The organism is Nocardia brasiliensis NBRC 14402, from assembly GCF_000308475.2.
GTDB lineage: Bacteria > Actinomycetota > Actinomycetes > Mycobacteriales > Mycobacteriaceae > Nocardia > Nocardia brasiliensis.
Map to the genome: position 1 here is coordinate 19,422 of NZ_BAFT02000021.1, position 21,788 is coordinate 41,209.

Annotated in this window: 7 protein-coding genes; 4 read left to right on the plus strand and 3 right to left on the minus strand. The window is 65.6% G+C overall.

Annotation, left to right across the window (positions count from 1 at the left end):
- Positions 1-9: 9 nt before the first annotated feature.
- Genes TY25_RS04925 through TY25_RS04935 form a run of 3 tightly spaced genes read right to left on the minus strand, consistent with a single transcriptional unit; the run spans position 10 to position 2,615 of the window.
- Positions 10-504, minus strand: a complete 495-nt coding sequence (locus TY25_RS04925) for a YbaB/EbfC family nucleoid-associated protein (RefSeq protein WP_052382806.1) — start codon at positions 502-504, stop codon at positions 10-12.
- A gap of 34 nt (positions 505-538) precedes the next feature.
- Positions 539-916 (minus strand): WXG100 family type VII secretion target, encoded by a 378-nt coding sequence (locus TY25_RS04930; RefSeq protein ID WP_162184181.1) that lies wholly within the window; start codon positions 914-916, stop codon positions 539-541.
- A 43-nt stretch (positions 917-959) separates the two neighbouring features.
- The gene (locus tag TY25_RS04935) at positions 960-2,615 is read right to left on the minus strand and encodes a hypothetical protein (protein ID WP_042254408.1); all 1,656 of its coding nucleotides are present in this window, start codon (positions 2,613-2,615) and stop codon (positions 960-962) included.
- A 237-nt stretch (positions 2,616-2,852) separates the two neighbouring features.
- Here TY25_RS04935 and TY25_RS04940 point away from each other — a divergent pair, with 237 nt between their 5' ends.
- The 4 genes from TY25_RS04940 to TY25_RS04955 form a co-directional block, all read left to right on the plus strand.
- Positions 2,853-3,317 carry a YbaB/EbfC family nucleoid-associated protein gene (locus tag TY25_RS04940; protein WP_042254419.1) on the plus strand — a complete coding sequence of 155 codons (465 nt, stop codon included), beginning with the start codon at positions 2,853-2,855 and terminating at the stop codon, positions 3,315-3,317.
- A 55-nt stretch (positions 3,318-3,372) separates the two neighbouring features.
- The gene (locus tag TY25_RS04945) at positions 3,373-17,508 is read left to right on the plus strand and encodes a WXG100-like domain-containing protein (RefSeq protein ID WP_042254410.1); all 14,136 of its coding nucleotides are present in this window, start codon (positions 3,373-3,375) and stop codon (positions 17,506-17,508) included.
- On the plus strand, positions 17,451-21,428 hold the full coding sequence (locus TY25_RS04950) for a hypothetical protein (protein ID WP_156055047.1): 3,978 nt from the start codon (positions 17,451-17,453) through the stop codon (positions 21,426-21,428). The genes TY25_RS04945 and TY25_RS04950 overlap by 58 nt, the downstream gene beginning before the upstream one ends.
- The coding region (locus tag TY25_RS04955; RefSeq protein ID WP_042254413.1) for a hypothetical protein at positions 21,425-21,788 on the plus strand (364 nt) is incomplete at its 3' end. The genes TY25_RS04950 and TY25_RS04955, both read left to right, overlap by 4 nt.

A 21,788-nucleotide genomic window follows, 5' to 3' on the forward strand; every position in this document is an offset into this window, starting at 1 on the left:
GCAACGACCTCAATCGTCGAGATCACTGACCACCGACCGGCGCCCGCGCGGCTGCACGTCCCCGAACACCGTGCCCTCGTCGTCGTAACGGCGTTCCGGGGAATTCGGCGGTGCGGTCGACACCACCGGCGGGGTCGGAATCATCGACCTGGTATCCGGGACGCCCTCGATCAGGTCCGACAGGTGCGGCAACCTGGCCTTGCGCTCGCGCAACGGCTCCATCAGCAGTCGCCCCTGCTCGTGCACCTTCTTGGCGGCGGCCTGCACGGCCTCGGTCATCGCCCCGGCGATCTCGCTGTGGGTCAGGTCGCCGATATCGTCGGCGAACTTGGTTTCGATCAGAATGCCATCGGCATTGACGGTCACCGTGATCCGCTTGTCGCACGCGGTCACGGTCGCGGTGAGCCGGGCACGGTCGCGATGCAGCTTCGCCAGACCCTGCATCTGTTCCGACATCGCCTCCATCATCATCGCGGCATCGGCCCGCAACCGCTCATTCGCCACCAGAAGCCTTTCGATCGTTTCGGATCACGTCCGCCTATCCGCGTTCCATTCGATCGGGCTGCGTCTGCCGCATGAGCGAGACCATTCGTTTGGCCCGCGGCCGCAGGTTATCGGCCATTTCCTGCTCGTTCTCCTCATACAGTTTCGCCGAATCCCGCAGATTCTTCGCGTTCGCTTCGAAAACCTCGGCGACCTTGGCGATGGATTCGAAAATGCTGTCGCGGTTCTTCTTGTATCCCTTTTCGCCGTCGGCGAATTTTTTACCGCTCTTGTCGTTACCCCACGCCTCACCCTTGCTGCCGGTGGTCGACTTCAGCGTGTCCAGCAGGTGCTTCGTCTTGTCGGCGACGTCGTCGAATTTCGCAGCGGAAGCGCGCAGCCCTGTTACCTCGATCTTGACGGGTTCGGTCATCATGCTCCTTTGGTTGCGACGTCGTCGTGGGTCTGGCCTTCTGTCAGCTCATGAGAGCCAGGCCCGTCCTCGTCTGCCGCTCCATGAAGCGTTGTTCGAACCCTTCGGAGTAGACCGACGGTGGCATCGAGGAGGACGACTGTTCGATCACTCCGTCGTCGGCGATGTAGAAGAGGGCGCGGCCGATGGCGATCTCGTCCGGTTCGGTGGGCACGAAGACCATCCAGCCGACCTCGAGGCGCTCCGCGGTGAGCTGATCGAGCGGATAGCCGGTGGTATCGACACCGAGGCCGAGGATGTGCGTCCGCACCAGCGAGATCGCCCGGTCCTGCGGCAATCGCTCGATCACCGTCGCGGTGAGGCCGGCCAGCGACAGCTGGTACATGGCGCCGTCGATATTGTCGCCGGACCCATCGAACAGGGCGGTGAGGGTATCCCGGGTCACCACACCGGCTTCGGCGGCCGCGACGAGGGTGATCGCCGCCTGCCGCTGCTGCTCGGTCGGCTCGTTGACCGCCACGCCGCACACAATGTCGGCCACGGTCTGCGTCGTCCACACGCCCGGCACGGCGGCGCTGATCTGCTCGGCATCCGGTGAATCCGCACGATGCCAACTGCCATTGGACCACCAGTAGCAAAACGACAGCATGCCTTGCGCCGCACGGGCATTGAGCACCTGATTGGCCACCCAGTCCGGCGCGCCCGCATACAGGTCAGGCAGTTCCACGCCGTCGTTGTACGCCGCGTCGAGTTCGGGCGCGTTCCACACCCCGCCGGAGAGCACCGCCCGCCCGCCGGGCAGCACGAACAGGGTGGAGCCACTGCGCGCGGCGCCTTCGAAGATGCCGAGCGAGGGGCGAATTCGCGGGCCGAGCCCGGAGCCGACGGCGACGAAGGCCGCGGCGATCGTCGCCCAGCGGGCCCACAGCACCGGCAGCGGCGGCAGGTCGTCCCGCGAGAGCACAGCGGCGATATTCGCGTCCCGGTCGGCGCGGGCCTGCGCGGCGGCCTGCTCGGGCGAACGCCACTGGCGCTCGTCATGGTAGACGTAGGCGGCCAGCCACACCGGGATTCGCTCGCGCGGAAACGCGGCGAGGTCGGCCTGATACGCCTCGGCGGTCAGCAGTTGATCGTCGGGGAACGGGTCGTCACCATAGTCATAGTCGACCTCGACCTCGCCGGTGGCCTCGAGCTGGACCACCATCCGCCACCAGGGCCCGTCACCGAGCTGCGCGGAGACATCACGATGCAGCAGAACGAGTTCGGTGACCGCGGCAGGCGGCTCGGCGCGGGACACTTGCTCGTCGTCGTCGTAATACAGCACGTAGGCCACGCCACCGGCGACCGTGAGCGCGAAGACCGCTTCCAGCGAGCGCCACCCTTCCGGGCCCGCCACGCCGAGTTCGCGCGCGATGCGGTGCGCGAGTTCGACCGCTTGCTCCTCGACGGCTCGCTCCGCGAGCGCCGCCGATTCGGTGGCCTGCTCTTCTTCGGCCGACCGCGCAGCCGCCGGCTGCGTCGCGTCGCCCTGGTCCGGTTCGGGTACGTCGGAATCGGCGGGCGGCTCGTGCCCGTCGGCCCCTGGTACGACGGGATCACCAGCCGCCTGCGCGCTGGGCGGGACAGCCCCGCCCAGCCGGAAGCCGACGTCGACAGCGTCGCCTTCCCCGGCCTGGTTCTGCTGCTGGGGATCGTTCATGTGCTGAATTCTTTCTCCGCAACGCCGCGTCGAGCATATGCCACTGTTGGGATTCAACACCATGAAGGTCAGTCCGGAATAATATCCGCGTAACAGCGCACAGCCGGGGCATAACTATTACCTCATAAAGACATAATGGCGGTATTTCCGACAACACGTCGTGATAGGTTCACGCAATAATCGATGCGTACCCACGCATCGCGGACTCACATTTCTTCGCGGCAGGAGGAACTCGACGTGCACAACGAGCGAATCAAGGGCGACGTCGCCGACCTGCTCGATACGGTCAATCAACACATTCGCTCGATCGCCGAGGTGCAGCAGAAGCGCGTCGAACTCACCGCCACCGCCACGGCGGGCAAGGGCCGGGTACGGATCACCGTCAACGCCGACGGCGTCGTGATCGACACCGAGTTCAGCGACGACATCGACGATTTGGACTATGACGAGATCGCCGACGCGGTCACCGAGGCCACCCAGGATGCCGCCGCCGAGGTCGCCCGCAAGGCCGAGGAGCTGATCGCGCCGATCCGCGATACCCGTTCCCGGCTGCCGAGCTTGTCGTCACTGGTGGAAGGCCTGCCCGACGTCCGGACGAAAACGCCGGAGCTGCAACGGGCGTCGTTCGAGTCGCTCGCCGCGCGGCAGGAGCGTGCGGCCGAGGCGCAGGCCGGGCCGTGGTCGGTCACCGACCACGAATGAGGGTGGCCGGTTGTCGTCTATGACCGCGCACACGCGGCGCCGAAAGCGCTGATCGATGAGCATCGAGATGCCGGCTGAGCTGCAATGGCTCAGCTACCTGGCGGGTGCCGCGTGGCCGGAAGGCGACGAGGACAAGATGTTCGCCCTCAACGACGACTACAAGTCGGCGGCGGACACCCTCGACGCCGCCCTCGACCTCTTGCGCTCCGCGTGCGACACCGCGACCGCCAGTTATTCCGGCGACGGCGCGGACAAGATGAAAAGCCAGTTCGACCAATTCTTCGCCGGAGAACAGTCGATCCCGAAGCTCATCGACACGATGCGCCAGGTCGGCAAGTCGTGCCGCGCGATGGGCGCCGAGATCGAGCACACCAAGTTGCAGGTCATCATCACCCTGGCGATCCTGGCCGCCGAGATCGCGTACGCGCTGACCACCTGGTTCGGTGCGGTGGTGATCCCGGCACTGCAAGCCGAGACCGCCGGGATCATGGCGGTGATCGGTCGCACACTGGCCACTCGGCTGGAATTCCTGGTCAACCATGCCGCCAAGATCGCGGCGATGCCGATGTGGAAGCTGGCCGCCATCAGCGGCGGGGTGCAGGGTGTGATCGGCCTGGGCACCGAGTTCGCGGTGGAGGCGATCCAGAAGAGCAAGGGGCACATCGACGACTTCGACCTGAAGCGGATTTTCGTCGCGGGCGCCGTGGGTGCGGTGTCCGGTGCGGTAGCGGCGCCGGTCGCCAGCGTCATCGGTAAAGGGCTGGCCAACTGGGTCGGCAAGGAATCGATGACCTGGTGGAAGTCCGGTGGTATCGCGATCGGCGCCGGTATCCCTGGTGGATTGGTCGGCGCGGGTGCGGGTTTCGTCACCGGTGGCGCGCTCACCGGAGAGTGGGAATTCGACCCGGCCATGCTCGCCGGCGCGGTGGGTGGTGGCATCCTCGGTGGTCTGCACGGTTCGATCGGTCATGCGCGGGCCGGGGCGATGGTGAACGTCAAGGCAGTGACCGCCAAATCCGACCTGTCGCTTTCCGACGGTAGCTCCATTTACTCGGCGTCGGAGAAGGACGGCGGGGGCGCAGGCGCGCCGCGCGGTTCCGGCGACCGCACGGACAACGGGCAGCAGACCCGGGCGATGTCGCACACGGGCGACACGGGCAACGGCAACGGCCGGTCCACGACCTCGGGATCCGTAGGTGCGGAAGGCAATTCGCGTGCCGCATCGGTGCACGGCAACGGAAATGGCAGCGCGAATACCAACGGCAACGGCAACGGCAACGGCAACGGGTCGACTCGATCGGCTTCTGTGCGCACCGGCAGCATTTCGGCGGCAAGCGTGCTACGGCCGCGCACGGACTCGATCAGTTCGAGTGCCAGCGACGGGTCTGTGTCGCGCGCGTCGTCTGTGTCGGGCGGGTCCTCGCACACCTCGATGACATCGTTCTCGGATGCCAAGGGCAGCGACGCGGCGCCGCGGACTGCCCATACGTTCGACGGCGCGTCGGAATCGGCCTCCGGTCCGGTATCGCGCGCGTCTTCACCGGAACCGCAGGGTATGCACAACCTCCGGACCGATGGGCTGCCGCAGGAGAAGATTTCGGCTGGACCCGAGAGCCTTTCGGGTGCATCCGTTTCCGGGAATTCGAGTCGCGAATCGGCGCAGTTCTCCGCAGGCCCGGACGCTCGGACAGGCTCGGATCAAGCGTCGAGGATCTCCGCCACCGACACCGGCAGCTCGACGAATCTGCGCGACGTCCGGCCCGTGACGGGAGCGTCAGGCGGCGAGAGTCGAAGCGGCATCGAAACACCGTCGCGGTCGGGCACACCCGATCCCGAGGCACGCCCTCGGTCGGCGGCGCCGAGTACTTCCTCGTCGGTGGGCGGCGGGTCACAGACCCGTATCTCCGCGGGGCCCAACGAGTCCGGGCCGCCAGGACCGCGCACAGTGACTGGGCGAGAAGATCAGTCGGTGTCGGGTTCGTCGTCGCGGGCGGCCTCGCCGGAGCGCACCCCTGCTCCCCCGGCGGCGCGACCCGAAAGTCTGGCAGCGCACAACGAATCGGGACCGGATGGTCTCGCCCGGTCGAAATCCGGTGACGACAGCGGTGCACATCCGGAAACCACCGGGCCCGAGCGCAAGAACGGCCAGGACGAAACCGGCGACCAGTCGATTCGGCGACCCCGGGCGCACCTGACCGAAAACCCGGACAATCCAGCACTTCCGGAACAACCCGGGCGACGCGCGGCCGAAGAGCCGACCGACACCCGGGTGACGGAGTTGCGAAACCGCTTGCGGGACAGCGACGAGGTCCAGGACCACCGCGACGTGACCGCGACCAGGGAGCGACTGAAGACCGCCGAGGCGGAGTTCGAGGACACTCGCCGCCTGGTAGAGCACGACCAGTCGCCCAAGGAAGGCGCGTCCGCGCTCGCGCTGCGCGAAATGCACGACGACGCCGCGACACAGCTGGAGCAAGCGCGCACGGCACACGATGCCGCGATCGATCGGGCGGTCGACGAGCGGTACGCACAGTTGCAGGCCGAGGCCGACCAGGCCATCCTGACCGCGGACCGAGAAGCCGACACCGTACACACCGACACCGCGCGTCGGCTGCAGGAGGCGCAAGACAGCTTCCGGGACGCGCGGCAGCGGTGGGAGAACAGCCGCGACGAATACAACGCCGCGGCGGCCAACCACGAGGCGCGCGCGGACGGCGAACTGGTCAAGAGCATCACGGAGGCGCACAACCGGGTCCGAGACGCGAATCAGGGTTTGGTGCAGGCTCGCCGGGAATACAACGCCGAAGCCCGCGCGTCCGAACCACGCGCGGAACGCCTGTCCTGGCTACGAACTGACATCGAAGCGCGCACCCAAGGATTGCGGACCGAACTGGTCGAGCGGGAAGCGTTGCTGCGTGCCGCCGCAAAACACAATGCCGAACTGAGCACGGCCAGAGCCGAGCGGTGGGCGTTGGACCCCAACGAAAAGTCGAGCGTGGCAACGAGATTGCTGAACTGGCTGCAGTCGGGGTCGGGCGAGGGTGTCCGGACCGGGAAGGTGATCGGTGATCCGCGCCAGTTCGAGGCCGACGTCAGGACTCGGGCGCGCTCGCTGCAGGACGAGTTCGACAGCAAGGACTCGGCCGCGCGGGCCGATTCGTCCTTGTCGGAACTGAAACAACAGTTGGCGGACAGCACCGCTTCGTATCAAGCTGCGCGCGATCACCTTTCGGAGGTCGGTCTGCAGGCCATCGGCGACCGGACGGTGGTGCTGCGCAACGCCGGACTAGCGGACAAGGCAGCGTTCGATGGCGGGCTGGCCGAACGAGGTCCGGCCTTCGAGGCGATCGTGCGCAAGCAGATGGCCGCGGCCCGCGATGTGCTGGATGCGATTTCGGCTTACGACCACCAGCTGTTGTCCAAGGGACGCCCGGACGATCCGGTGACGGTGCCGCTGTCGGGTGAGCAACTGCGCAAGGTGATCGCCGAAGGAACGCCCGAAGAACGGTTGGCGCACCTGCGTGCGTTCGTGAAGATGACGCATCCCGAGGGCTTCGAGCCGCGGGAGAATCAGATGCTGGGGTATCTGCTGCGCGTCGGCAATCTGGGTACCGGTCAGGGCAAAGAGATGCTGATGGCGATGCGGTTGTTCACCGACGCCGTCGAGCAGGGCACCGCCTACGGGACCACGAGTAGCGACAACCTGGTGTCCTCGATGGTGGATCTGGTCAAGGCGTTCGCCAGCTCTCGGTACGGGGACCTGCCGATCTCGGTGTCGCGGATGACCGATGAGGGGCCGATGCCCTCCGGCGGTGTGATCATCGGGACCAAAGAGGACTTCGTATTCGCGGCATTGCGGAAGGCCCAGGCGGTGCTGGATCGGATCGGCGCGGCGGGGGCGCCGGTGAAAGAGGTGAACGAGCTGCGGGATTGGCTCAACAACGAGCGCCCGAAGCTGGACGAGATGAAGCAGCGGCTGGACGCGGTGCTGGACAAATACAAGATCGGCGAGAAGTTCGAGCCGTTTCCGAAGGGGCCCTACACCGGCGACGAGTTCGACGCCGCGATGTTCGACGGGCAGGAGGGGGTGCTCACCCCCGGTGGGCAGCACGACGAGTTGCCGGCGCAAGCGCGCAGGATCGAGCAGGCGATGTATCGGGTCCTGGCGGCGGAGAAGCTGCACGGTTTGACGGCCAAGGACTTCGGCAGACCGGAGTTCACCAGGGGGATGTGGCGTGCGGAGCTGAGCGAGACCGCGATCGAGAAACTCAATCGGGTCCCCGGCGAACCGGTGACACCCCAGCAGGCCGAGTCGTATAAGAATGCGGCACTTGCGCATTGGGGTAAGCGACGCAACACCGACTGGATCAAATCCTTCGACCCCGACAATTCCAGCGATCCAGGCCGCACCGGTCTGCTCGCCTCCGACACCAACGACAAACTGATGGTCGACCGCACCAAAGGCAGCGCCAACGTCCGCGAGAACCGCCTCCAAGGCGTCGGGCAGTACCTCGACGTCCTGGCCGGGGTGCCGGTCCGAGCCAATCACCCCGAAGGCACGCTGTACATGAGCTTCGACCAACTCGTCGGCAGCAGCTACCTGCACTCACCATCGGGAGTGTCGGGGACGTTGAAGCAGGTGGAGAACGCACTCTACGACCGCCACGGCATCGGTCCGGTACCCGAGATTCCGAACTTCTACAGAGACAAGATCGAAGATGTCCCCGACGCGGAATTCAAGACTCGCGAGGGAAAACTCGAGGCTATGGGACTGTCGATCTTCGACGACCTGGTCAGGCCCGACGGCAAGATCGAGCTCATCGTCAAGGACGGTACGGTCGTCGGCGCGAAGCAACGCGGGCGCCCGCACTGGGTGGTGATGACCGACAACCGCGATATCGCCGGCGATGATGTGCGCATCGTGCGCGGTGACGACGGACGCGTCGTCGAGGAAATTCCCCTGAACTCTTGGAAAGACAAGAACCCCGAAGAATACGGAGTCGCCGACTGGATCAACAGGATCACCGAAGAAGAGATCCACGCCGAGGCTGCGGCCGCCGGACTGCCGGTGGCCGAGAAGATCAAACTCGACTACACCATGCGCGACGCGCGGTGGTACGAACTCCACGGCAATGGCGTCAAGGCCGAAGTACTCGCGAACGAGCAAACCAAGCAATGGGGCGCACCCGGCAGTTTGCACATCGGGCACAAGGCCGACGGACGCGGCGCGAGCCCGAAACCCACCCCGGAATCGGTCGAAATCGGTGGCACCGCAGTCAAATCCAGCGGCGGTCCGGCCTACGGAGAACGCAACCATATTCAGATCCGCGGCCGTGCACAGCGCGGCGGCGTCGGCGAAGACCACGAGAACGGCGGCTTCCCCGGCACCTTCCAGCGGTTCTTGTCCGAGGAGGACTACTACGGTGCGGTGGCCGATCACGGTGTGCGCGAACAGGTCGTCCGATTCCACCGAGCGGTCGAGGAACACGAACAGGCGATTGCCGATCATCGGGCCGACGACACCCCCGAGACCCGCGCCCGCCTCGACGAAACCGATCAAGCCGTACGGCAAGCCGTACAGACCCTACGCGAGCAGACGGCTCCCGCTGTCGAACGTGCGGCAGAGCAACAACTGCTCTCGTCCGGGCGGCATGGCGGCTACCGAGCCAACGCTCCCCCGGTGCTCGACACCGGGCACGTCCCGCCGGGCATGGACTTCACCACCCCGCCGCCCGAGGTGGAAACGCCCGAGGTGGAAGCCGTCACGCTGCCGCAGGATCCAGGCGACGTCCGTCAGGATGCGGAGACACACGACGACCCGGATCGGCAGGACGACAGCCCGCCGAAGACCACTCCGAACCCACCAGCGCAGCCACCCCGATTCGACGGCTCGGCAGATACCTTGTCGCCCAAACGATCCGATACGTCTGGGCGCGGCGCGCCCGAGTTCGCTCCGCCCGTCAGCGAAACGAATTCCGGTCCAGGCCTGGGCAAGATCTTCGATGCGGCCGACTCCTACTCGGCAGCCGGTCCGGACGGCCTGGCAATCGGGCACCCCGGCGACCGCGCCCTGGCCGGGACGTTCGACGCCGAGCCGCGGCTCGGTCTCGGCTCCGGCGAATACCGGGCCGACCCCAACGCACTTCTCGAAACCCTTGTGTCCGAGAAGCTTTCCGAAGTGGGCCCGCAGGACCGCGTGGATGTGTTCGATTGGAGCACGTTCCGCGACAAGTTCGCGACCGTCGACTTCCCGGTGGGCACACAGTTCGAATTCATCGACGGCACAGGCGGCGGCGGTTATGTGGCGTCGGTGGAGCATTCGGCAGAGGGCACGCAGGTGCGGCTGCTCGGTGCCGGCGATGCCGCGAACGCCGGCAGGCAGGTAGTGGTCGGCGCCGACGTCTTCCGCGACGGCTTGCGTACGGGATGGCCGCAATTGAGTGGCGGCAGTGTGGTCCGAGTCGTGCAACCCGGACCGGCACCCGGCGCATATCAGGTGTGGGAGACGGCCCGGTTCCTGCACGCACTGGACGAGGGTGACTTCGGCGAGGGTACGCGGGTGTCGTGGCGCGAGCCGTCGGAGCACGGCGAGCAAGTGGCGTCGGCGATATCGCGCCCCGACGGCGGATTCGATGTCTACCCGAATCATTCGACCGTGTCGGTGGTCGACCTGCGGGAACGACTGCGGGGTGTGGGTGCGGTGGAGGTGGTGCCCACCGACTCGGCGTCGGCGCGGAAGGACCCCTCGACCGGGGATACGAGCTATACATTCTTCGGTCGGGTACCGACCACCGGTACGCCGGTGGCATTCGCTTCGAGCGATATCGATCTCCTGTCCCGAATAGCGCGACTCGGTCCTGCACTGACACCCAAGGAATACGCGGATATCGCCCGAGAATTGCGTGCGGCCGGCGACCGGCATGCCGACGAGAAGACAGTGAAACAGCGGATTCAGGCGCTGGCCGAGAGGTTCGAGTCGTTCGACCTCGGTCCGGCCGCAATGGCGCGAGCAGCACGCGCGTGGGGTTTGCGGGCCCGGGTGCCAGAAGTCGGCGACGTGGATCATGAACAATTCGGCCGGAATCCGGCAACTGGCGAACAAGTACTGTTCTTGCCCGGACAGGTGGACCTTCTGCAGCGCTATGCACAGCGGAAACCGACCCTGGAGAGCAAGAAACACACCGACGTCGCCGCTGAGCTGAAAGGGCTCGGCGACCTCCGGGTCACCGAGAACTCCGTCAGAGGTCGCCTTCAGTACGTTTACCAGAAACTAGTGCTCGTGGGCGATGACCGGACCGTTCTCGGCGCAGTGCGGGCGGCCCGCGCGTGGGGCGTGTTGGCGCCCTTCCCGATGCCAGGGGATCTGGATTTCGAGTATCACGGCTTCGATCCGGTATCGAACACCCGTGTGTCGTTCACGGATGAGCACATGAGTGTGCTCATCCGGCTCGTACGACCGCGCCCGCTCGATGCGCGCGCAATCGCCCGAGAGCTCGGCATATCCACCCCGACTGCCAAAAAACGCATCAGCACCGTATTCGCCACCTTGAATGTGGCGGAAAGTGCGGGCGTCGCCGAACTGGGCCGGGTGGCCCGGGAATGGGGGTTGCTGTTCGACACCTCCGGCCCCACCACCCAAATCGCCGACGGCAGCGCCGCACACCAGCAACAGGCCGGTCCGGCAGGACCTACCCGATTCGGCCTCACCCACCCCACCGCCGTCGCGGTCCGCAGCAACGACTGTGTCCGCCTGGCCTTCACCGAACTCCTCAGCGACGGCGACACCACCGACACCCCCGCCACCATCCCCACCACAGCAGCGGGCCTGGCTGGTCGCACCCGCACCGAGCTCGAAAAACACGCTGCCGCAGCACTTCACGATTACCGCGACCACGACCACATCCGCGACCAGCTACTGCGCCTCGGCCACGGACACAAGGCACTCGTCGTCGACAACTACCAAGGCAAACCCGACCGCAACGGCATCGGCGGCCACGTCTACGTCATGCGAAACGTCCACGGCACCATCCGCATTGCCGACCGAGCACGACGCCGCTTCCACCCTTACCCACCCGTCCTCCCCCGCGAACTCTCCCGCACCCGCGCCATCTTCTACACCCCCGACAACCAGCCCATCCAGCCCACCAACCTCCCGGCAACCCACACACCGACCCGCCCCGAAGCCAACCTCGGCCTCAGCACCGGACCCGACACAATCGACTACGAAACCGCGCAACCGGTGCTTCCGCGCGGGCGTCCGTCGGTGCCGCCCATCGCGCAGCGATCGGATTCAGTGCTGGCTCGCGCTGCCGCGCAATTCGACAACCTCTTCGACCAGCCACGCTCGCTGAACGAGCTGTACACCGCGTTGCAGCCGATCTGGCCGGATCTGTCGTTCGCGGACCTGGAGGGATTGCGGGCGCCCACCTATCTGCGCAACGGGATACAACTGCCCACGGTTTCGTGGGAGAACATGGATCGCTTCCTGCGGTTGCTCTGGCCCGATCGCGAGCGGGCGGCAGACGCGGACGTCATCTACAACGCGTATTCGATCCTCGGCGCAGGCGAGCCCCCCGCGGACGTGCACGCCTTCAAAGACGACATGGTGCAGATCCTGGCCCGGCGCCCACCTGGCCCCGCCCAGGTCGGCACGATGGAAGAACTGGGTGTGCTCACGCCGGGCAATGCCGATGATGTTGCGTCAGAGGATATTCAGGTCGTGCACTTCACGCGGCAACCCGCAGCCGCGGCCGGCATTACCGACGGCGCCAAATTCAAGATCTATGTGAACGCCACCGGCAACGCCCGGTCCACGGTAACCGCGCATCTCGTGCACGAAGTCCTCGACAACCCGGCTCGGTTCCCAGGAGTCCATGAGGTCAAAGCATTCGGCCCGGAGGAACACCGCGTGGACGGCGTCGTCGTCTACACCTTCGGCACAGCGGCGACGAATCGGGTCATCGAATGGCTGCGCGAGTTCCAGAACGCGAACAGCCACATGTTCTACTGGGACGCCCCGGTCGGCACCCAGCAGGTGCTGGCCGGTGTCGGTTTCGGCGCCGAAGGGCGGCAGCACACTTTCGGCGATACCCGGGCCATCGCGATATTCACCGCACTCGACATGCATCGCCGTGGCACATTCGACGACTTCCGAAACGAGGTGCGCAACCAATTCCGTGACCACGGCGTCGATCCCGACCAACCACACCTGAACCTGCCCGAACCACATCGAACCCTCGAAGAAGTGACCACAGAGGTCTCGACCGGCCGGTCGGCCGTGCCCCCTGCCACACAGCGGCAGGGCTCGGTGCTGGACCACGCTGCCGCACAGATCGAGGACATCTTCCGTCAGCCGTACACGCTGGACGAGTTGTATACCGCGCTGCAACCGGCGTGGCCGGATCTGTCGTTCGACGACCTGCGGGAGTTGCGGACATCCACCTACCGAAGCAACGGAGTGGAACTCCCTACGGTGTCGCTGGAGAGCTTGACCGCGTTCCTGCAGTTGATCTGGGACGATCGCCTTTACGCCGAGAGCGAGAATCACATCTATGAAGCGTATTTGACGCGGGGGGCCGGAGACCCGCCGGCGGACGCCGGTGCCTTCAAAGATGACATGGTGCGGATCCTGTCGCGACGTCCGCCCGGCCCGGCCCGGGAGGGCGACATGGAGGAGAGGGGGACGCTCACCCCATACAACGCCGAAAACGTTGCACCCGAAGACATTCCGGTTGTCCACTTCACCCGAACCAGTGCATCCGGCGAAATCCCCACCGGTCACGACGACTACAAGCTCTATGTGAACGCCACCGGCAATGCCCGGTCGAGGGTGACCGCGCACCTGGTGCACGAAGTCCTCGACAATCCCGCTCGTTTCCCCGGAATCCACCAGCTGAAAGTATTCGGCCCACAGGAGCTCCGCGTGGACGGCATCGTCATCTACGCTCAGGATCGCGCCGCAGCGGGGCGAGTACGCGATTGGCTACGCGAGTTCCAGAACCGCCACATCGGCATGTTCCACTGGGATGCGCCGACCGGGACCGAACAGGTGCTGGCCGGTGTCGGCTTCGCCGCCGAACCGCGATCCGACAGTTTCGGCAGGACCCGCGCCGGCGCGATCTACACCGCATTGGAAATGCACCGCCACGCAACATTCGACGACTTCCAGCGCGAGGTCCGCAATCAGTACTTCCGCCGTGGACTCGATCCCTACCGGGTACACCTGAACCTGCCCGCTTCCCAGCCGGGACAGCACCTGCGGGGATCTGCGAACGGGTCACGGCTTGCACCGTCCGAATCGCCGGCGCCCGAAGGCTACCAGCGCCTCGGTGCCGGTGCCACCGAAGCCGTGCCCGAGGCCGAAACCGGAGCGGCGGAACCACTTCCCGGCCCGGCGCACCCGGATGACAACGGCAAGGTCGATTCTGGCGAACAGCCCAAGTTGTTCTCGGTGCCGCCGCCGGATCTGGGTGTGCAGCGTGTGGGAGTGATCGGGGATACCGCGAACACGGTGCTGATCACCCGGAATGGTCGAGATGCCGTGGTGGTCGGGCCGGGCGACAGTATCGAGCTGGACAGAATCAGCCGGGACAACGCGCAGATCAGGGTGAGTTCTGATCCGCAGGTGACATACCGGGTGCATCCCGAACTACTCGGACGCGACTTCTGGGATTGGACTGAGGATCCCGCGGGCACGTGGGTGGGCACGCCACGGCGCGTGGATAGCCAGCAGCGGACGCAGCTGTTGTTCTACCACGAGAATGCAGTCGTCGAGATGGGTGCGGGCGAGCTATTGGGGATCCAGCCGACGGCCGACGGTGCGGTATCCGTCAAGAACCTGAGTTGGCGGGTCACGCTGGCGTCGAGCGCTGTGCACGCGTTGGGTTTGGGTGCCCCCGCCGCGTCGATGGTCCCGCATACCGGCCCGGTGTTCGCGACGCGGAACTCGCAGCCGGTGCCTTCGGATGCTCGGGCGGGGGCCCGGGCGGATTATGCGGTGCTGATGAACAACCTGGGCAGGGAGGCCGAGCGGGACCCGCAGGCCTTGCTGAAAATGTTCCATGAGTATCCCGACCAGACGGTCGCGGTGCGGTTCTTCATCGACGGTCAGCCGGAGTGGGTACGGGTCGATCGGACTCTGCCGCACGAGACGTCGCAGTCGTCCGGAGAGCCGATGTATGCCGGGCATACCGATGGTGAGCCGATGTGGGCGGCGTTGGCGCAGAAGGCATTCGCGTTACTGCGGCCTGATATCAATGGCACTGCCACGGTATCGATCCGCCCGTTCGGCGCGCCCGCCCATCCGTCGCCGATCGCCCCGATGCCGGGCTCATCGATCACCGCACCGGCGGGCCGGTTGAGCATCGTCGATCAGGACGGTGAGCTGCTCAGTGTCCGGCCTGGTGACGAGCTGCACGGCACGGTCGATCCAGCGAGCCCGGATCTGCTCACGGTGTGGATCGGTGACGAACCGACGGCCGCGCGGCACTCGGTGCACCGGAACCTGCTCGGTGAGCTGACGGTGTTTCCCCCCGCGAGCGACGGCATCTACCACTGGACGACGCCGACTACGCCGGCAGTCGAAGTCACCGGACTGCGCTGGCTGTCGCCGAGCAACGCTGCACGCCATGCGCCGGTCGGCGGGCTGGTGTCGCTGCGGGTCGGCAGCTGGGGTGATCTTCTGCTGGACGGGAACACCCGGGTTTCCCCGCCGGCGCTACAACAGCTCGGGCGCTCGATAGCGCGCGCGTCCGGTCCTGTCTTCGGTAGCGCGGGCCCCGTGCCCGCCGATGCGACCCAAGGCCAGGCCGGGGACTGCTATCTGCTCGCGCCGCTGATGGATATCGCCGAGAACAACCCGCAAGCCATCAGGGACATGATCGTCGAATATCCCGACGGCACCGTTGCCGTGCGGTTCTTCACCGCGCTCGGCGTGCCGCAGTGGGTACGGGTCACCAGAGACTTCTACACCGACGCGAACGGGCGGATGATCTACGCGGCCAACGACGCGCGTAACCCGTTGTGGCCCGCCTTGATCGAAAAAGCCTACGCGATCTGGCGCGGCGGCGACTACGCCATGATCAAGGGCGGATTCGCCGCGCACGTGATGGGGCAGTTGCTGCCGCCGTACGAGCTGAACGCGACCGGAACCGCTCATCAACCTGTCCGCGGCCTCGACCTGGCCACCTTCCTGCACCCGATGCGGTTCGGTGTGGACACGATCTATGACCTGATCATGGAACAGCTCGGTGCGAATGCCGTTGCGGAGACGGCATTCTCGTTCGCGCAACGACTCGGCCAACTCGAGCCGATCTGGGACCGGTTTGACGTGTCCAGAAAGCTCGACATCGAACACTTCCGGGATTTCCTGGGCTACCACCTGCAACTGGAGGAGCAGGCGCAATGGCAGCCCGAGATCACCGCCGTGCTCGACTATCTCCGCCAGATCAACGATCCCGCGCAAGCCATGACCAGTTCTGCTGTCCAGCAACACTTCTCCGACCTAGTCCGATTCCTGCGCGGTCGCGGCGATCAGGTTCTGCTGAACACTCTCGGCTTCGGCGCGGGCGCGGAGAACATAACCAAATATCCAGGGCTGGTGGGCACCCACACCTATGACGTGGTGGATGTGCGTTCCAGCGCGACCGGCCGCATCGAGATCGTGCTGCGAAACCCGTGGGCCGACAACCCGGCGGTGCCGCAGACGATCGATGGATTGACCTACGGCCCGGACCGCACCGTCATCCTGGATGCCACACATCTGACCAAATTCTCGCGCCTGTCCAGCCGCGGTACCGGCACACGCTTCGCATTCGGAAACACCACCGAACTACCGCCGAGCAACGCGCCCGCGCCCGAGACCAGCCCACCCGCCGCACCTACGACACCTGACCAGCCCGCTGCTCAGCTCGCGGACAGTCCGCCCGGCCACCAGGCGACGTCGTCCGCCGACGAAACCGCACCCGTGCCGCGCCCTGGAGACGAGCAGCCCGAATCCGCCGCACCGCCCGTCGCCGCGCTCGCGCCGCCGGAGGCCGACGCGAACACCGAATCTGCCCCTGCGACGCAGAGTTCGACATCCACGGCGCTGATCCAGACCACTTCGGCGAGCACCGGGCAGGTGAATCACATTGTCCGGGATCTGGGTTCGCAGCGCGACGGCCTGAAGGAAATCGTCGAGATCGTCCCGGTGCCGGATACGACCGCCCAGTGGCTGCGCGAGCAGCTGTACCGGCAGGTGGTCGGAATCAACGGCGAGGACAAGAAGTTCCGGGCCGAGCTGGGCCGGGTACTCACCCCCCGTCTGATCAGCAGCGAATGGTCGCGGCTGCTCACCAAGTCGGGCTTGCCGCTGCGCGTGACCTACCGTGGCCGCCTCTTTCCCGTTTCGATCCGCCTGCGTCTGCGCAACGCGCGGCCGGCCGCGGAGCAGCTCCCGCCGGTCGGCGACCGCGACGCCCCGGGCAATGGTCCGCCGGTCGTGCTGTGGCATTACGCGCGTGGGTGGAGCTCGATCAGCAACAGCGCCAGTGAGCACGATCTGCGATCGCTCTCGGGTTCCTACGGTGCGAAATGGCCGATGCACGAACGGGGCTTGCGCAGTCTCGATGTCACACCGCAAGCTTCGGTCATCCTGAACCAGTACGCCACGCGCATCGAGGCCGGCGCGACGGTCGAGTCGACGGTCAAGAAGTTGAGCAAGGGCCCGACCATTCCGCACACCTACGAACAGGAATGGCAGTTCAGCCTGAACCAGGGTATCGACGATATCCTGCCGACCGATAGCACAGCGAAAGTGTGGCATGATATCGCCGGGGCGGCGCCCGACCTACTGTTGATCTGGATTCCGAAATTCCTGGTCGACAATACCGAACTGCCACGCGTCGATCCCAATAATTTGGAAACGGCTCCGGCGGTCTTCCATCCCGAGCAAACCCAGGAAACCGCGCCGTCGTTGTCGAAGTTCCCTTTCTACTCGGCACACAGCATGCCGAACCACGACGAACTGCTTATCGACGTATTCCGGGGTTTCCGCGAACGACTCGTAGGCATCTCCGACAATTCCCTCGGCGACCTGATGGATTTCTTCAAGGAAGAGAACATTCTGGGCAATATTCCATTGATGCTGGACGGGTGGCTGCCTTCCCCTCCTGGCTGGACTCGGAGAACAAATCGCTTGGCTTCTTCTTGATGCAGGTCGATTTCGAAGGCGGCACCGAACTCACCGGACCTACCCATGAGAAATTCGGCCTGGAAGTCTATACTCTCCGCGAGCTGGGCGTTACGGGCAAGTCGACGATCAGCAACGAGTCCGGTACGCACCCGGCATTCACCACGACCCTCGGTGAGGGCCCTCCCTTCCCTGAGACCAAATACCCCAGGCGCGGCGGCCAGATCACTTTCCCCCGAGGTGGCGTAGCCGACCACTCCAGTCATTCCCTCAGCTACGGCAGGAAGGCGCACACCTCTCGTTCGTTGCGTCTGCACGACGATATGCTGCACACGACGCCCCGCATGCGCGTCCATCTCGTTCTGGTCCGGGACGGCAAGCGTTTCGGGCCCACTGCGGGAACACCACTGGCCAACGGGAAAACGTACCCGACCAACATGCTGGTGCCGTCGAAGGGAGCGCTGGGCACGAAGCCGACCGCGACGCCGCCTCCGCCCTCGAAGGAACCTCCGGCCGAGCAACCGACCGGAACCCGCTCTCCGGAACCAAAGGAAACCCCGGATAAAAAGCCGCCGCCCATTCGGTACCTGTCACCGAAGCTGTTGCATTTGCGTCAACTGAGCCTCGATACCACCCCGTTCAGGGTCACCGGCACCGCTCCCTTGTTCGCCGGTGCCGAAAAGTTCCTGTCCGAGACCGGCTTTTTCTCAAGCGAACACGATGACCCGGGTGTGCTGGACCTGGTCGAACAGAAGGCACTCGCGACCGCCCGCGAAAACAATATCGCCGCATTCGAGCGGATGAAGGCACAGTCCGACCTGGTCGCCGCTTTCCCGGAGATGATCGACGGCGAAGTAGACGAAACGAATCTCACGCTCGACGGCGGTGCCATCCAGTGGTTCAAAAAGCCCGGCCGATTCGGCACAGAGAGCATTTCGATCAGGATTGTCACGAAGCGCTACTACGCTTCCCCGGACCGTCCGAACGACGGCGTCAGCCATGACCTGGCGTTGCCCAAATTCCAAACACAGAACCGGGCAGGGATCAACCTGCCCGGCAGCACGCAGTCCGACGCCACCTCGCTGCAGGCGAATTGGAACGGCGGCGGAAATGTGGCGATCACCAACCCGTTCGATGTGCCGAGCAATCAAATCCTTGCCAGCGTGACGCCGAGCTATGTCCACGCGTACCACTCCTCGGCGGGTGCGACATATGGCTTCGACACCGGCGCCACGAATATGATCATCAGCCCCGCCGACGACGGCACACAGAACTTCACCGTACCCGTCATGCATTGGATGGAGATCTCCTACAGCGATGGCGAGGACCCGGACTTGATGCGCAGCGCGGGCGTGGTCCACCTCAATGTGCCCACCTATCGCACGGAGGACCAAGAGCCGGCCGACCCGTCCCCGCCTCCGACCGCGACCATTCGCAAGATCACGGACGAGGACATCGACCACCTCGCTGCACCGACTCGAAGCCTTCCCGAGCAGGCGGTCGTCCTAGACGCCGGCTCCAGCACGAAAATCCGCCAGGCCGTTTTCGCTCTCATCAACGGAACGAGCCTCGATACCGAGCAGGTCGAGCAGGTCGAGCAGGTCGAGCAGACCGTATCGGGAGCATTCCCAGTCGATGCCGAAGAGGATGCGGTCCTTCCGCGTTGGAATCCGCAACCGGCAGCCGAACCAGAGCAGACCAGCCCGCCGACCTCCGACCTCCCGTCCTCGGAAATTCCCACGGTTGTCGTCACCGATCCATCCGGCGCGCTGCACACCGTTCTCCCGGTACCCGGTACCGAGACCGCGCCTCCACCCACACAGATACCCGGTGCATTCCCCGTCGAGTCACCCGAGCAGACCACGCCTCGCCGGACCGACACGCTGCCATCCGACGTGCCGGCGATCATCGTCACCGATCCCGCGGGCGCGCTGCACGATGCGTCGCGGGCGCTCAGCGACCCCGAATCGGAACCCGACATACGCCCAGGCTGGGTCGAATGGGGGATCAACAAGATCGCCGTCGGCGGTAACTGGGTCTGGGAACAAACTTTCGGCGGACGCACCGCCAACCCGGAGTCAGCGCCGTACCAAATCATTCACACCGCCTTCTCTCCGCAAGCTCAGCTGGCGTCGCTGGTGCAGACCTCCCATGGGTCCGACGAGATCGAGGGCATCGGCACCGCGGGCGTCGTCGCGGGCACCGACTACATCGTTCGACTCGAGTCGTACCTCACCGACATTGTGGTGCTGCCGAAGTCGGCGAAGATCAACACCGAGAACTGGTCGCCATCCCAAGACCATGCGGACGAGAAGTCGGAAACTGTGCACAGCGACCAGTTCGGCCTCAGCGCAGCACAGCGCTTCGGCGCCGAAGCCGACCACAGCACCATTCCCGGCGGAACCTACCAGCACGCGTTCTCCCGCCCGCGGCATGCCACGGCCGCCGAAACCATCGGCACCAATCGGATTACGACGATCGCCGCCAACGCAGCCGGAACGAGCCCGGCGGGGCCGCGCGGCGAGGCCTATCGGTTCACCGCGCGGGTCGTGCACGTGGTCACCGTCGAGACCGGTACCCGCAACCTCATCACAGGTACTGGGAAAGATCTCGCCGCCATGGTGCACCGCCGCTCCAGAGTGGCGAGATATCTGACCGACATGGCGCGAATCCTCGTTGGAGCAGCGGAGCCTACTGCCTACGGCGACAACACCCTCGTCGTCGACGACCCCGGCGGGACCGAATTCCTGTTGTACGACAAGGATTTACACCTGCATCCGCACCTCGCCCGCCTGGTCCGGGAGAGCGGCGTGCACAAGATCGTCAAGCAGCAGCGGGCCGATCTGTTCCTGCCGATCGGCTACGTCCTGAGCAACGGCGCCCTCACCTACGGCAACGTCGTCAAAGCGAACATCGAAGGCGGACACGACGACTTCAAAGTGGCTACCAAGAAATTGGTGGAGTCGGTGGCGCCAGGTGTGCTCGATCCCAGCTCGGCCAATCACTTCCGCGGCGTGGTGGCGCAAATCAACAAGCACACCTCGATTTTCGGCACCCGCACCCTCGCCAACGGACCGGGCACCAAGTCGTTCGCGTTCGTCGACCGCAGCTACCCGTTCGTGCCGCGTCTGGTCGAGGTGGCCTTCGAAGCGCGGCCACATCCCAAAGCCGATCTCGACCGGATCCGCGGTCGGCGCCTGCCCAATGGTGTTGCGCTGGAGACCAATTTCCTGCACACGACCGCCAACGGCAACGCGCTGGGCGGCAAGGATACGGCGGTCGGCGCCGGCCGAAGCGGTGACGATCAGTGGAGCCTCAACCCCAGCTTCCAAGTGGAAGGCGGCGTACGCCCCACCTTCAGCTTCGCCGTCAAAGGCACCGGAAGCGCGAGTGGCACCAGGGATTCCAGCCGAGTGCTGAGTACGTGGCTGCGCGGCGACCACACCGCGCGATTCCCGGTGCCCTACGTGTACACGGTCACGGTCAGATGGTGGCTCCTCGAAGGTGCGCATGCGACCTACCTGACGCGCCTCGCCGCATCGACGGCGGGAATCCTGCTGGGACTGGATACCTCGCAATGGGGCCGACCGAACAGCTCCGTCTCGAAGTCCGTCAATTCCGTCAACCACATCCAGTTCCATGTCGACGACGCGAGAACCGCCGGCGACAGCGACACCGTCCTGCGCCGCGTCAGGCCCGACATCTATAAAACCGATCCGTCGGTCCCCCGCCCTCCCCCGCCGCGGGAAGTATGGCGATCGAGATGGAGAGGCCGGCCGGGCTCGGCCCGTTGCTCGCGCAGCCGTGGGTGCCGAGCAGACCGATTCAGGTCTACTGGTTCGACGCGATCGATCAGCTCGACCGAGCGCTGCGTGCCGTTGCCCCCTCGGTCGAGGCCAACCACCGGACCCGGTCCGTCGAGAGCGCGCTCCAGGTCTTGAACACGCTCGCCTGGACCGGTCTGCCGACCGTGCTCGGCCCCGGGTCCATCGCCGCATTCCTGGACAATGTCGACGCATCGGACCGAATTCTGCCGATCCCGACGGCACACCCGCGTGGTCGGCGGGTCACCGACATCACCGCCGAGGTGACGCTCTACTCGCCAGAGATCGACCGAACCAGCGGGACAATCACGCTCGACGGCATGGAGGTCACGGCGGAGAGTTTCGAGTCCGAGGCAAGCCAGACCAATACCTTCATGCCCACCATCGGTGTGAGCGTCCCCGCCACCGCGGATGCGAGCAACCGCGGCGCCCCCGCGGGCTTGCCCCTGGGTGGCGGCGCCAAAGGCCACGGCATGT

Bases quoted from the DNA above. Each gene is read 5' to 3' on its own strand.
- TY25_RS04930 (WP_162184181.1), bottom strand. From the start codon at position 916: ATGACCGAACCCGTCAAGATCGAGGTAACAGGGCTGCGCGCTTCCGCT.
- TY25_RS04935 (WP_042254408.1), bottom strand. From the start codon at position 2,615: ATGAACGATCCCCAGCAGCAGAACCAGGCCGGGGAAGGCGACGCTGTC.
- TY25_RS04945 (WP_042254410.1), top strand. From the start codon at position 3,373: ATGAGCATCGAGATGCCGGCTGAGCTGCAATGGCTCAGCTACCTGGCG.